We start from the raw sequence: 11,548 nt of genomic DNA, 5'->3' as shown, positions 1-11,548 counted from the left end.
CAAGGCGGGGACCTTCGGCCAGGAGGACACGCTCCGATCAGTCGCCGATCCCGGAAGCCCGGACGGTGATGTTGAGCCGTCCACGCAGGCCGAGCGCGGGATCGGCGGTGCCGGGACGCACCCGGGGCACCCCGTGGTAGGCCATCCGGGAGGGGCCACCGAAGACGAACAGGTCGCCGCTGCGCAGTTCGACGTCGGTGTAGGGCCGGTTGCGGCTCTCGGTGTTGCCGAAGCGGAACACACAGGTGTCGCCGAGGCTGGCCGACACCACGGGGGCGCGGGAGAGTTCGTCGCGGTCCTGGTGCATGCCCATGCGGGCGTCGGCGTCGTAGAAGTTGACCAGCGCGACGTCGTAGGGGTCGCCCTCGTGGGGCGCTCCATAGGCCTCCCCGACCGCGCTTCGCGCCAGGTCGCCCAGCAGGTCGGGGAAGGGCCGAACCGGGGTCCCATCGGGCAGGGAGCGGCTGTAGGAATACGGTTTCCAGTGCCATCCCAACGAGACCATCGCGACGCTCATCATCCCGCCGCGCGGCATGACGTGCCGTCGCATCCCGGCGGGTCCGCGCGACCACTCCCGGCAGCGTTCGAGCAGTTCGCGTTGGGAGTCCAGGGGGATCCTCCCGGGCAGGTGGACCGCTCCGGGCGCCACGTGCACCGGTGGGGAGCCGAACAGGGCGTCGTCCATGGACCCCATTGTGCCCCGTGCGGGCGTGCCTCGCACGGGGCTCGGCTTCAGCGTCGGACGAGGTCGCGGATGTTGACGATCAACAGCACCACGACGATGAGGCCGATGGGGACGGTGACGGCGATGCGCCAGTCGGCGACGAAGGCCATCACCACCCCCAGTAGGACCGCGGTGATCACGATCAGGGCGGCCACCCCGGTGAGGTACTGGACGAACCTGCGGCGGGCCACGGAGTCGATGGCGGCGAACAACAGCACGACGCCGAGCATCGCCCACAGGGTCATCTGACCGTCGAGCAGGAACAGGGTCAGCGCCAGCGAGATCAGCAGCAGCGGGGTACTCAGGGCCACCCACAGGTACAGGAAGCGGGTGGACTGCTGCTCCCCCGAGGCGTAGGGCATGTGCGGGGCCTTGAGGTGCCCGGTCGGCGTGGGCACCAGCGGGATGGCGCTTTCCAGGGCACGCAGGTGGGTGTCGCGTTCGTCCGCGGTCAGGACGCGCTTTTCGTAGACCTCCGCGAGTTCCTCCTCCAGGTCCTCGATCCGCTCCTGGTACTCGTGGGCGAGGGCTCGGGACTGGGCTTCTCGACGCAGGACCAGGCGCGCGGCCTCCAGCCGGCGCAGTTCGTCACGGCGACGAAGGATGTCGGCGTCGTGGGCACGCACGTTCCCCTCAAGGGTCCGCACATGGGCGCGTAGTTCGGCGCGGGCGGCGGACTCGGTGGGGGCGACCTTCTGCAGCCCCACCCAGGCCAGGGGGTCGGCCCAGGAGCGGCGGATGGTGCCGTCGCGTTCGTAGCGGGGCCCGCTGGGGGCTCGCTCGCCGTCGAAGAAGTCGCCGGTGTCGCGCCCCCACAGGCCGCGGAAGCCCTTGACCCAGGAGGTCTCGTCGTCGATGAGGACGGCGTTCCACTCCCGGTCCCCTCCGGGGCCCAGACGTTCGCCGTCACCACGGGCGTAGTCGACGAAGGGCACTCCGATGCCGTGCCGGTTGATGGCGCTGTCGGCTCGGAAGAGGCGGCTGGTGAATCGTCGCCAGAATCGGACCAGGCCGCGCAGGATCGCCGGGTCGACCTGGATGAGGTAGTCGCCGGGCAGCATCTGGTGGGAGTGGGAGCCGGCGCCGACGTAGACCATCGGATGGTCCCCGTCCCGGTGCAGGTCCGGGTCCTGCCAGGAACGGCGCAGATCGTCGCCGTGGTACTCGTGCGAGGAGGCGCCGACCCAGACCGGACGAGTGGTGCCGTCGGGGTTCTCCACGACGTAGATGGTGACGCGTTCCCAGTCGGCCTCGTGGTCGTTGACCCCGCCGTAGATGGTGCGCCAGTCGTTCATCGCGTAGAAGAACCAGTACTGGAGGATGGTGTAGCCGCCCTCGCGGGTGACGCGCCCGTAGTAGGTGGCGCCCCCGTTGTCGACCCGCTCACGGAAACGTGTGACGGCGGCGAAGGTGACTCCGCCGGGGACCGCGCCGCGGATGAGCAGGGACAGCTTCATCAGGATGTCGAGGACGCGGCCGAGCACGCCCACGGCGGCCAGACGGCCGCTCTTGGGGATGACCGAGCGCGCGATGCCCTTGAAGCGTCGGGCTTCCTCGCGCAGGGTCTCCTCTTGGACGAAGCGCAGGTGCTTGTGCCGGCGCGGCCATTCCTCCTCGGCCTGCGCGAGGCGATCGAGGGTGAGCTCTCCGACGGGGACGATGACGCTCTCGCGTCCGCCGGGTTCCTCGATCCAGAGGCTGCAGTTGCGGACGTAGGCGTCCACGTCGGTGGGGAAGAAGAGTTCGCCCTTGGTGCACACGAGAACCGGTTCGTGGGCACGCAGGAGTTCGAGGTCAGTTGTCTCGGCCATGATTCGCACCAAGTTAGTGCATTCGGCGCCGGGCGCGTGCTTCTCGGGAACGTGGGACGTGCCATGCCCCGGTAGGTTTCTTCGTGGAAATTACTTGCCAGACTGGAAAGTCAATGCCAACATAGAAACATGACGACCACGGAAGGCGTGCACATGCGCAGGGAAGATGCCTGGGACGCACTGGAACAGGCCCAGAACTTGAACGAGAGGGTCCGCCCCATGGGCGGTTGGTACGCGTTCTACGGAATCGCCTACGGGATGGTGAGCCTGGGACTGGTGCTGTCCTTGGGCATCACCAACTCCGCGGTCGGATCGCTGGTGGCCAGTGTGGTGGCGGTGACGATCATCTGCCTGCTGAGCGTCTACTCGGCGCGACAGCCGGTCAAGCCCCTGGGGTACGGCCCACTGCACGCGTGGGGCATCGCCGCCTGGGGCGTGATCTACGGCGTCGCCCTGTTCGTGGGCATGTACGTCTTCCCCGGAGACCTGCTCTGGTGGGCCCCGATGGCGGTGCTGAGCGCCCTGCCGACCACGGTCACCGGACTGATCGCCCTGCGTCGCAGCAGGAACACGAAGTGAACCATCCACGCGTTCGACTGGACGAGGTCATCCACTCCCCCGTCCGCTTCTCCGTCGTGGCCGCACTGGCCTCGGCCGACACCATCGAGTTCCGCGTCCTACGCGACCTGGTGGAGGTCAGCGACTCGGTGTTGTCCAAGCAGATATCCACTCTGGAGGACGCCGAGTACGTCGCGGTGAGCAAGTTCCGGGTGGGTCGGCGTACCCGCACCTCGCTCACGCTGACCTCGCAGGGGCGCAGGGCGTTCGACCAGCACGTGCGGGCGCTGCGCGACATCGCCGACGGGATGACGTTCCCCCCGTCCAAGGACGATCGAGAAGGCGATTAGGCCGCGGTGACCCCGCGCACCGGCTCCCGGTCCTCGAACCCTTCAGGATCGAGGACCTCGGCGTGTGCGGGGGTGTGCGGCCCGGAGGCGCCGTCCTTCACCCCCGGACCCGTTCGGACCCGGCGCTCGCGCACCACCTTCTTCTCTGGGACGGCCGGCCTGGAACCACGGTCCCCGCGCGCCGCACCGATACCGGCGATCACCACCAACCCCATACCCACCAGCTGGACGGTGACCGGCGCCTGACCGATGACGATCATGCCCATCACCAGGGCCACGGCCGGCTCCAGACTGGAGAAGGTGCTGTAGCCGGTCCGACTCATCCGCTGCAGGGCGATCATCTCCAGCAGGAACGGCACCATCGGGAACAGCAGGGCGATGAGCAGGGTGAACCCGATCAGTTCGAGGTTCGGTTCGGCGATCACGGCCGGGGCGCCCAGCGGGGCGGTGACCAGCGCGCCGACCACCATCGACAGGGTCAGCCCATGGACGGCGCCGAAGCCCGCGCCGACCTTCTGGGTGAGGATGATGTAGCCGACCACGCAGACCGCGCCGGCGAGCGCGAAACCGACACCGACCAGGTCGAGGTCGCCGTGCCAGGGACGGGTCAGGCACACCACGCCGACGACGGCGGCGACGATCCACACGAGTTCGCGACGTCTGCGCATCGCGGCCACGGCCACCACGAGGGTTCCGAGGAACTCGATGGAGGTGGCGGTGCCCAGCTCGATCCGCGCCGTCGCCTCGGAGTAGAACATCATCATCCCCGCGCTCGCTGTGCCCAGGATCACCACGGCACCCAGCTCACGCCGGGTCGCAGCGCGCACGGCCCGCCACAGAGGGCGACCACCGATCGCCAGCAGCAGTACCGCGGCCCAACTGAGGCGGAGCCAGGTGACCGTGGCGGGCCCGGCGTGCTCGAACGCGGTGACGGCGAGCGCGCTGCCGGTGTGCAGCGTGAACATGCCGATGAGCAGCATCAGCGGAGCCGGGACCCGGAAGCGGGCAGGGCTGAATGAGGGGAGGAATGAGCGGATCACCCGATCATTCGATCCAAGCTCTTCGTTTCTGTCCACGAACTCATGGTTGATGGACCATGTAGTTTCGGTGGATGGATTTCACGCGTCTGCGTCTCCTCGTGGAACTGGACCGGCTCGGCACCATGGCGGCCGTGTCCGAGGTCACAGGCATGAGCACCTCGGCGGTCTCCAAGCACCTCGCCGTTCTGGAGAAGGAGGCGGGGGTGGACCTGCTCGCCCCCGACGGACGCCGGGTACGGCTCACCCCGGCCGGGCGCAGGCTCGCCGAACACGCGGTGCACATCCTCGCCCGGGTGGAGGCGGCCCGGGCCGAGTTCGCCGGTGAGGGCGACCCGGTGGGCCGCGTCGACCTGGTCATGTACACCTCGGCGGCGCCGATCGTGCTGCCCGCGCTACGCCGGTTGAGCCGTGATCACCCGGGGATCGACATCCACCTGACCGAGTACGAATCGGAGCAGGCGCTGGCGCTGTTGCAGGATGGCGAGGCGGATCTGGGGGTGGTGTACCAGTACAGTCTTCTCCCCCGACGTTTCCCGGGGACGCTGACGGTGCATCCGGTGGGAACGGAGGGGCTGCTGTTGTCCCAGCCCTCTCTTGGGGCGGACAGCCGCACCCTCACCCGTCGGCGCCTGCGTGAGTTGGCCGACGCGGCCTGGATCGCCAGCCCCTACCGGGGAGACGAGGAGGCCCTGGTGCACCGGATGTGCGCCGACGCGGGGTTCACTCCGCGGATTGTGCACCGGATCGACACCCTGGAGCTGTTCGAGGAGTTGGTGGCCACCGGGCTGGGCGTGGGCGTGGTGCCCCGACTGTCGACGGCCACCCGGCGCGGGGTGGCCCACGCACCCCTCGGCGAGTTGGGCGGGGTGCGACAGGTGTACCTGGCCGGGCGTACCGGCGGCTGGTCCTGGCGACCGATCCGGGTGGTCGCCGCCTATCTGCACCAATCCGCCGAGGACGTACTCGACGACGTTCCACCGTTGCCGTGGTCCACGACGGCGGAGTGATCAGGAGGGTCGGGGAAGGGGTGGGCCCGCCGGGTCAGCCCGCGATCGCGAAGGGGCCCACCGAGGGCACCGGCACCTTGCTCGCGGCCTCACGGACCGCGGCGAGCAGGGGTTCGGGGGTGGCCCCGGCCCGGGAGAGCACGATGATGTGCCGGCGTGCGGTCTCGCGCACCCCGCGCACGACGATCTGTGGGTGGTTGAGACCCGTCCAGGCCAGACGGGGCATCAGGGCGACGCCCAGACCCGCCTGGACCATGGAGAACACGGCGCTGAAGTCGTCGACGGTGTGCAGCACGTGCGGCTGGAATCCGGCCTGGTTGGCGGCGGCGGTCACGCAGGCGTGCCAGGCGGTGCCCGGCCCGGACAGGATCCAGCCCTCGTCGGCCAGGTCATCGGCCAGGTGGAGGCTGGTGCGGGTGGCCAGGGGGTGTTGGTAGGGCAGGATCGCGTCGAAGAGCTCGACCATCACCCGGTCGGTGCGAAAGTCCGGGTCCCCCGCGGACGGCAGGTGGCTGGAGGACATGGTGACGGCCACGTCCAGGCGGCCCGAGCGCACCATCTCGGCGCTCTCCTCGGGCTCGGCCTGCACGACCTCGAAGCTCCACCCGGGGTGGCTGTCGCGCAGTCGAGCCAGTGCGGGCGCGACCAGGTCGCTGATGGCGGTGGAGAAGGAGCCGACGCGAACGACGCCGCGGTCCCCGTCGGAGTACTCGGCGAGGTCGGCGGTGGCGCGTTCCATCTCCGCGAAGATCACGTGCGCCCGCTTGAGCAGCACGCGCGCGGCCCCGGTGAGCAGGAAGCGCCGGCCCTGGCGTTCCACCATCGGGACACCGGTCTCCTTGGCCAGGGCGGCCAACTGTTGGGAGACGGCCGAAGGTGTGACGCTGAGCGCCTCCGCGGTGGCGGCCACCGTGCGGTGGTGGTCGAGGGCCTGGAGGAGCTGCAAACGTCGGACATCGATCATGAACCCAATTTATGGCAGGGCCCTAAGGTTTCGATGTGATTTCGATCCGATCATGGGTTCTTTGCGGGTGATTCGCTGCACACGACCCCACCGAACACGCCACACTCCCGCAATACCTCCATAGGAAAGATTCGTATTTTTTCTCGATTAGCGATGCCGCGCGTGGTTTTTCCACGTGTCGCGCCTTCCCCTTCCATTACCGGCACGTACAGTCAGACTCACAGCTCAACCACGAATCCGCATCGGGCGGCTTCCAGGCTTCCAGTGCCCAAGCTGGTGGAACGGGTGAGAAGAAAATGCAAAATTCGCTGATGACCAAACCTCGACCGAACAACATCGGTGTTCTCGGTTTTCGCTACCTCGGCGCCCACGAGGTGGAGGAGCTCGCGGACCTGTGGGGCGCACTCCACCAGCAGCACACGGTGACCGCCCCGCACCTGGAGGACATCATCAGCGCCGTGAGCCTGGACGAGTCCTGGCGTCGGCGTCGCGCCCAGTACCTGTCCTGGATGTCCGATCCCGACACCATGGCGATCCTCGCCGAGAACGAGGGCGACCTGGCCGGGTACGCGATGGTGACCCTCCGCGAGAACGCGCAGGGCAGCTGGGACCGGGGCGCACAGGTCGCGGTCGTGCAGACCTTCGCCATCGACCCCGAGTACACCGGCACCGGGGTGGGCTCCAAGCTCCTGGAGGAGGTCCGCCGACAGCTGGCCGCCATGAACGTGCGGGACATCGAATTCTCCGCGATGGCCACCGCCTCCGAGGACATCCGGTTCCTGGAGCAGGAGGGTTTTCGGCCCTTCGTCACCACCATGGTGTGCCGCGTCGACGGCTTCGGCGCCCACGACTGACCAAAGGTCACCTGGCCGGCCTCCCCTTCGGGTCGGCGACTCGAACCGGCCCCCGCGCGGTCATACCCACGTCCCGCGCGGGGGCTTCCCCGTGTCGGACCCCGGCGACACACCCCGGCGGCTCGAAGGCCGAAGACGCTACGCTCGCCCCGTGGCCTCCTCCGACTCGAACACCTGTGTCTTTCCCGGCTGTACCCGACCGGTCCCTCGCGGCACCGCCCCCGGACGTCCGCCGCAATACTGCGACCTGCCCGAACACACGCGGTGGCGGGCCTGGAAAGAACGCCAGCGGCTGGCCCAGGAGGCGGAGAACGCCCAGAGCGAGGCCCTCGCCGAACAGCGCGAACACGCTCCCGCCACCACCCCGCAGGCCGCCGAGCCCGTGACCGCCGCGCGGCTGCGCGCCGACGACCTGCTCACCCGCTTCGCCGTGCAGACCGAACAGCTCGGAGCGACCCTGACCGCGGCCACCGAGGCCTTCACGACGATGTCCGACCCCGCGGCAGCCGAGGCCCAGGTGGAGGCGGCCCGTCTGGAGTCCGCGCGCAGGGTCTCGGAGGCCGACTCCGCACGGTTGGAGGCGGAGAACCGTCGCCGCGAGGCCGAGGCGGCCAGGCGGGCCGCCGAGGAGGCCACCGCCGCGGCGGTGGCCGACACCCAGGACGCCGAGCGCATGGCCGAGGACGCCTTGGGTCGTAGGGACGCCGCCGAGGCCGAGCGCGACCGGTCGGCGGAGTCCGCCCGGGCCGCGGGGCTGGAGCGCGACGCGGCCGTGGCCGAGGCCAACGCCGGGTTGGCCGCCGCCGAGCGTCGGATCGCCGACACCGTCGAACGCGCCCGCGCCGACCTGGAGCGTGAGCGCACCGAGGCCGCGCTGCGTCTGGACCGCTCACGTGGCGAGTTCGAGCGGGCACGGGCCGAGCTCAACGAACAGTCCCGGTTGCGTGAGGAGGCCGATCTGGCCGCGCGGGAGGCCCGCGCCCGCGCCGAGGCCGCCGAGGATCGGACCCACCGGGCCACTCGGGACCTGGAGGCGGAGCGGTCCCGGTTCGACACCGAGTTGGAGCGTGCCCATCAGCGGTCGGAGTCGGACCGCGCGGCCGCCGAGGCCGAGCGGGCGCGCCTGACCGCGGAGTTGGAACGGGCGAACGCCGAACGCGAACGTCTGGCCGCGGAGTCGGAGTCCCAGCGCCGCAACTCCGAGCTGACCTTGAACGAGGCGCGCGAGGCCGGGACGGCACGGCTGTCGGTGGCCGAGGAGGCTCGTGACCTCGCCTTGGAGCGGGCCGAGCGGGCCGAGTCGGAACTCGATTCCCTGAGGGAGCGCGCTCGCGAGGAGGCGGGATCCGCCTGAGCCCACCCCCTCATATGACTTACGTCCCCTTTTGCACCTTTTATTCGGCTTAGGATGGTGGCCGTGCGAGATCTGGGAACCACTGGTGAAACCGGCCCGATGCCGCTGGGCGATGGTCGGTCCGACCAAGCTCCCCGGCGTGCGACCATCGGCGATCGCCCCAGCCCCCGAATGGACCTTCGGGCGCTCTTCGGCCTGGAGGCGGGGCACTGGGCGTGGCGGACCGCGGTGCACGCCACCGTGGCGATGACGGTCTCCTTCGCCCTGGCCACGATGCTCTTCGGCCCCCAGCTCGGCACCCTGGCCGCGCTCGGGTCCATGACCGTCCTGTACGAGAAGAAGACGCCCTACTCCTACCGCGCCGCCGCCCTCGCCCTGGTGGGGTTGGGTTTCGTCGCCGCGGTGACCTTCAACTCCCTGGCCTCGTCCTTGTCCCCTTGGGCGGCGGTGGCCTCCATCGGTCTGACCGCCGGCGTGAGCACATGGGTCTGCGCGGCCTGGCGGGTGGACAAGCCCGGACCGATGTTCTTCGTCCTTGTCGCCACCATCTCCACCATCGCCCCCGGCGGGGTCGCCGAGGTCCCCCTGCACGCACTCATCGCCGCGCTGGGCGCCACGGTGGGCTGGACGGTCTCGATGTCCGGTGCCCCGTTCCGGTCCCGTCGTCCCGAATACCACGCGGTGGCCGAAGCCTTCCGGGAACTGGCCGCCCTGCTGCGTTCCGTGGGCACGCCCGAACTCGACCACGCCCAGCACCAGGCTTCGGTGGCGGTGGCCGAGGCCTGGCGGATCGTGTTGTTGGGGCAGACCCGGGGTTACAGCCCCACCCCCGAGGCGGCCCGCCTGCGCGCGCTGCTGCGCTGGGTCTCCGACGTCCATCTGGCCGCGACCCAGGTGTGCATCGCCCGAACCACGCCCCTGCCGGCCCAGGCCGCCGAATTCGCCGAGCGGCTGGCACCGGCCGTCGCCGACCCCTCTCAATCCCCCGACCCCGAGTCCCTGCACGAGTTGCGCCGTGGGATGCGGCCACGCTCGTTGGAGTCCCGCCTCTACGGCCTGTTGACCAGGACCGCCCAGACCGCTCGTCGTAGCGCCGAGGACGAGGACGTCGAGGACGACCATCGCTCCGCCGGCCTGCACGACGAGCGTTACCCGGCCCTGGCGAGCGCCCTGCGCTCCAGCCTGAGTTCGGAGTCCCTGATCCGGCCCACCGCGCTGCGCATGTGGCTGACGGTGACCGCCGCCGGGATGTTCGGTCTATGGATGGGGCTGGACCACTACTACTGGGTGGCGCTGACGACCACCTCCGTGTTGCAGGCCGGCAACGTGGCCCTGGCCTTCAACCGTTCGGTGCAGCGCTCCCTGGGCACCCTGCTGGGTGTGCTGGCCGGGGTGGGACTGCTCATGTTGAACCCACCGCTGGCCGTGGTGATCATCCTGGCCGGGTTGTTCCAGGGCACCACGCAGCTCGTGGTGGCCCGCAACTTCTTCTACGCCTCGATCGTGTTGACCCCGATGGCGCTGATGCTGTCCTACACGGCCCAACCGGCACCCCTCGCCGACCTCGCCGAGTCCAGGTTCATCGACACCGTGGTGGGTTCGGTGTTCGGTCTGGCCGGGGCGCTGCTGCTGTGGCGCAAGGCTTCGGCGACCCGCCTGCCACAGGCCATCTCCAGTGTGCTGGAGCGCACCCGCCAGTGCATGATGGCGGTGTTGGACCAGGACTCGGAGATCACCGAGGAGCACCGGTACCGGCTACGCAGGGACATGCGCGCGGCCACGGTGAGCCTGCGGGGTGTGTACGAGAGCGCCCTCGGCGACGCGCCCCGGGCGGCCTCCACCCGACCGCTGTGGCCGGTGGTGGTGGCCACCCAGCGCATCGGTTACCTGGCGCTGGCCGCGCTCTCCCAGGACCGCGGCCCCGATCCGGTCGGCGTCATCACCCTGCAACGCGTGGACCTGGCGTTCGGCGAACTCATCTCGGCCATGGAGGAACGGCGGACCCCGCGGCTCGGCGCGCTGCCCAGACTGCCCGCCTACCCGCGCATCAACATGGAACTGCGGGCGCTGGCCACCGCCATGACGACCGCGGTGGCCCAGGACGAGAGGTCGGCCCGACAGGAGGCCGAGCGACGGGCCCACCGTGAACAGCGTCGCGCCCAGCGGGACGTGGACGCCGACCTGTAGCGGCCTCGGCGGGCCCGCCGAGGCTCAGTCCTGGTCGAGGACCGCGAACGCCCGGACCGGGAAGGCCGCCACCGCGCGCACCTTGGCCGGGACCGCGTGGAAGGTGAACCCCTCGGCGGGCAGCCGGTCGAGCAGGCACAGGTGGCTGACGATCGGCACCCCCGCGGTGAGCAGGGTGGCCTGGGCCGGACGGGACCCCTCGGTGGCCGGCGAGGTGTCGTCGACCCCGATCGAGTCGATGCCGACCAGGGTGACCCCGGCCTGGACCAAGGTCTTGGCGGCCGTCTCGGTCAGGTGCGGGTGGTCGTGGCCGCCGTAGGTCTCGGTCCGCCAATGCCGGTCCCAGCCCGTGCGGAGCAGAACGGCGCGACCGCGCAGGTCCAGCCCGGCGAAGGCCTCGGGTCCGATCCGTCGTCGAGCGGTGGCGTCGACCACGATCCCGGGCAGGCAAGCGACCCGGTCCAGGTCCAGATCGGCGGGGTCCGCGGCGTCACGGTAGGGGTGGGCGGGGATCTCGACGTAGGTTCCGGTCGCCCCGACCATCGAGACCCTGCCGCTACTGTCGCCGTGCCCGGGGACCCCGCCCGCGACGGTGGTGCTCTCCTTGATCACGGGTTCGGGCAGCCCGGGGCAGGTGCTCATTCCGTCGGTGATCTGGTGGCTGACGTCGACCAGTTTCGGCATGGCTGTGCTTCCTCG

Annotated in this window: 11 protein-coding genes; 6 read left to right on the top strand and 5 right to left on the bottom strand. The window is 70.1% G+C overall.

Annotation, left to right across the window (positions count from 1 at the left end; translation table 11 throughout):
• Window positions 1-37: 37 nt before the first annotated feature.
• Together ACWGKS_RS20130 and ACWGKS_RS20125 are read right to left on the bottom strand one after the other, a co-directional pair.
• Window positions 38-685: an alpha-ketoglutarate-dependent dioxygenase AlkB family protein gene (locus tag ACWGKS_RS20130; RefSeq protein ID WP_358505141.1), complete on the bottom strand. Its 648-nt coding sequence runs from the start codon at window positions 683-685 to the stop codon at window positions 38-40.
• Between the two features lie 47 nt (window positions 686-732).
• The gene (locus tag ACWGKS_RS20125) at window positions 733-2,535 is read right to left on the bottom strand and encodes a mediator of RNA polymerase II transcription subunit 21 (protein ID WP_358505144.1); all 1,803 of its coding nucleotides are present in this window, start codon (window positions 2,533-2,535) and stop codon (window positions 733-735) included.
• 129 nt (window positions 2,536-2,664) lie between these two features.
• Here ACWGKS_RS20125 and ACWGKS_RS20120 point away from each other — a divergent pair, with 129 nt between their 5' ends.
• Window positions 2,665-3,114: a hypothetical protein gene (locus ACWGKS_RS20120; RefSeq protein ID WP_358505147.1), complete on the top strand. Its 450-nt coding sequence runs from the start codon at window positions 2,665-2,667 to the stop codon at window positions 3,112-3,114.
• Entirely contained in the window at window positions 3,111-3,443 is a 333-nt protein-coding gene (locus ACWGKS_RS20115) for a winged helix-turn-helix domain-containing protein (RefSeq protein WP_358505150.1), read from the top strand. Before ACWGKS_RS20120 ends, ACWGKS_RS20115 begins: the two co-directional genes overlap by 4 nt.
• Here ACWGKS_RS20115 and ACWGKS_RS20110 read toward each other — a convergent pair.
• The gene (locus tag ACWGKS_RS20110) at window positions 3,440-4,483 is read right to left on the bottom strand and encodes an EamA family transporter (protein ID WP_358505153.1); all 1,044 of its coding nucleotides are present in this window, start codon (window positions 4,481-4,483) and stop codon (window positions 3,440-3,442) included. The genes ACWGKS_RS20115 and ACWGKS_RS20110 overlap by 4 nt on opposite strands.
• A 71-nt stretch (window positions 4,484-4,554) precedes the next feature.
• Between ACWGKS_RS20110 and ACWGKS_RS20105 the strand changes: the two genes are divergently transcribed.
• Window positions 4,555-5,490: a LysR family transcriptional regulator gene (locus ACWGKS_RS20105; RefSeq protein ID WP_358505156.1), complete on the top strand. Its 936-nt coding sequence runs from the start codon at window positions 4,555-4,557 to the stop codon at window positions 5,488-5,490.
• Between the two features lie 34 nt (window positions 5,491-5,524).
• On the opposite strand, the gene ACWGKS_RS20100 is transcribed toward ACWGKS_RS20105, so the two are convergent.
• Window positions 5,525-6,454: a LysR family transcriptional regulator gene (locus ACWGKS_RS20100; protein WP_358505160.1), complete on the bottom strand. Its 930-nt coding sequence runs from the start codon at window positions 6,452-6,454 to the stop codon at window positions 5,525-5,527.
• Between the two features lie 311 nt (window positions 6,455-6,765).
• On the opposite strand from ACWGKS_RS20100, the gene ACWGKS_RS20095 reads away from it, so the two are divergent.
• The 3 genes from ACWGKS_RS20095 (at window position 6,766) to ACWGKS_RS20085 (ending at window position 10,849) form a co-directional block, all read left to right on the top strand.
• Complete coding sequence (locus ACWGKS_RS20095) at window positions 6,766-7,308, top strand: GNAT family N-acetyltransferase (protein ID WP_358505164.1); 543 nt, start codon at window positions 6,766-6,768, stop codon at window positions 7,306-7,308.
• Between the two features lie 151 nt (window positions 7,309-7,459).
• Window positions 7,460-8,662: a coiled-coil domain-containing protein gene (locus ACWGKS_RS20090; protein WP_358505166.1), complete on the top strand. Its 1,203-nt coding sequence runs from the start codon at window positions 7,460-7,462 to the stop codon at window positions 8,660-8,662.
• A gap of 99 nt (window positions 8,663-8,761) precedes the next feature.
• Window positions 8,762-10,849: an FUSC family protein gene (locus ACWGKS_RS20085; RefSeq protein ID WP_358505423.1), complete on the top strand. Its 2,088-nt coding sequence runs from the start codon at window positions 8,762-8,764 to the stop codon at window positions 10,847-10,849.
• A gap of 24 nt (window positions 10,850-10,873) precedes the next feature.
• On the opposite strand, the gene ACWGKS_RS20080 is transcribed toward ACWGKS_RS20085, so the two are convergent.
• Complete coding sequence (locus tag ACWGKS_RS20080) at window positions 10,874-11,533, bottom strand: cyclase family protein (RefSeq protein ID WP_358505169.1); 660 nt, start codon at window positions 11,531-11,533, stop codon at window positions 10,874-10,876.
• Between the last annotated feature and the right edge of the window lie 15 nt (window positions 11,534-11,548).

It is taken from the genome of Nocardiopsis sp. NPDC055879, assembly GCF_053615935.1.
This window is presented reverse-complemented; position numbering and strand designations above follow the sequence as displayed.

Coding starts and splice junctions, on each gene's coding strand:
- ACWGKS_RS20125 (WP_358505144.1), bottom strand. CDS start 2,535: ATGGCCGAGACAACTGACCTCGAACTCCTGCGTGCCCACGAACCGGTT.
- ACWGKS_RS20080 (WP_358505169.1), bottom strand. CDS start 11,533: ATGCCGAAACTGGTCGACGTCAGCCACCAGATCACCGACGGAATGAGC.
- ACWGKS_RS20095 (WP_358505164.1), top strand. CDS start 6,766: ATGACCAAACCTCGACCGAACAACATCGGTGTTCTCGGTTTTCGCTAC.
- ACWGKS_RS20100 (WP_358505160.1), bottom strand. CDS start 6,454: ATGATCGATGTCCGACGTTTGCAGCTCCTCCAGGCCCTCGACCACCAC.
- ACWGKS_RS20105 (WP_358505156.1), top strand. CDS start 4,555: ATGGATTTCACGCGTCTGCGTCTCCTCGTGGAACTGGACCGGCTCGGC.
- ACWGKS_RS20120 (WP_358505147.1), top strand. CDS start 2,665: ATGACGACCACGGAAGGCGTGCACATGCGCAGGGAAGATGCCTGGGAC.
- ACWGKS_RS20085 (WP_358505423.1), top strand. CDS start 8,762: ATGCCGCTGGGCGATGGTCGGTCCGACCAAGCTCCCCGGCGTGCGACC.
- ACWGKS_RS20130 (WP_358505141.1), bottom strand. CDS start 685: ATGGACGACGCCCTGTTCGGCTCCCCACCGGTGCACGTGGCGCCCGGA.